Annotated in this window: 2 protein-coding genes; both read left to right on the top strand. The window is 66.1% G+C overall.

Annotated elements, in window-relative coordinates; genetic code table 11:
• A partial coding sequence (locus PFH44_RS27830) for a 2-oxoadipate dioxygenase/decarboxylase family protein (protein WP_349632164.1) occupies nucleotides 1–409 on the top strand: 409 nt, incomplete at its 5' end.
• Nucleotides 410–451: 42 nt separating this feature from the next.
• The coding region (locus PFH44_RS27825; RefSeq protein WP_283826872.1) for a carboxylesterase/lipase family protein at nucleotides 452–1,175 on the top strand (724 nt) is incomplete at its 3' end.

Genomic DNA, 1,175 nt, shown 5'->3' with positions numbered 1-1,175 from the left:
GGCCGGGGTGGGTAAAGACAACCTCCAGCATCAGCGTCACCTGCAGGATGTGTTCAGCCAGTTTCCGGACAGCGAGTTTCTGCTGCGCCAGCAGGGGCTGGCGTGGTTCCGCTATCGGCTGACGCCGGCGGGAGAAGCCCATCGTCAGGCTTTCGGCCCGGGCGACGATCCGCAGCCGCTGATTGAGCGCGGCTGGCTGATTGCCCAACCGATTATTTATGAAGACTTTTTGCCGGTGAGCGCGGCGGGAATTTTCCAGTCTAATTTGGGTAACGAAACCCAGGCCCGCAGCCACGGCAACGCCAGCCGCGACGCCTTCGAAGCGGCCCTCGGCTGCCCGGTACTCGACGAGTTTGCGCTCTATCAGCAGGCGGAGGATCGCAGTAAACGGCGTTGCGGTCTGCTCTGAAACCGGTACTCTGCTGGCATAAACCGTAAAAGGAAGCAGGTCATGCAGAATCCGTCTACGCCGCTGGTGAAAACCCGCCAGGGCACGTTATCCGGGATCGCCGAGCAGGGGATCCACATCTGGCGCGGGATCCCCTTCGCCGCGCCGCCGGTTGGCGAACTGCGCTGGCGCGCCCCGCGCCCGCCGGCGCGCTGGCAGGGCGTCCGCCGGGCCGACGCCTTCTCCGCCGCCAGCTGGCAGGACGTTGAGTACTGCCGCGAGCTGGGGGGCGGCGATCCCGGGCGCTTCTCGGAAGATTGCCTCTATCTCAACGTCTGGGCACCTGCCGCCCGCACCCAGCCGCTGCCGGTGATGGTCTGGCTGCACGGCGGGGGCTTTACCATCGGCGCCGGCAGCCTGCCGCCGTACGACGGGCAGGCGCTGGCGGGCCGGGACGTCGTGGTGGTGACGGTGAACTACCGGCTGGGGCATCTCGGCTTCTTCGCGCACCCGGCGCTGGAGGGCGAGGAGGACGAGCGGATATATAACTTTGCGCTGCTCGATCAGATTGCCGCCCTGCAGTGGGTGCAGGAAAACATTCACGCCTTCGGCGGGGATGCGGCAAACGTCACCCTGTTTGGCGAATCGGCCGGCGCGCGCAGCGTGCTGTCGCTGATGGTCTCGCCGAAGGCCAAAGGGCTATTCCATAAAGCCATTATCCAAAGCGGCTATACGCTGCCGGACCTTCCGCCCGCCAGGGCGCTGGAGCAAGGGCGGCTGCTGGCGG

Origin of the sequence: Klebsiella sp. Ech2A, from assembly GCF_030078455.1 — a bacterium.
In the GTDB taxonomy this organism is placed as follows: domain Bacteria; phylum Pseudomonadota; class Gammaproteobacteria; order Enterobacterales; family Enterobacteriaceae; genus Klebsiella; species Klebsiella terrigena.
The sequence above is the reverse complement of the archived record's forward strand: the minus strand, read 5'-3'. Positions and strand labels throughout refer to the sequence as shown.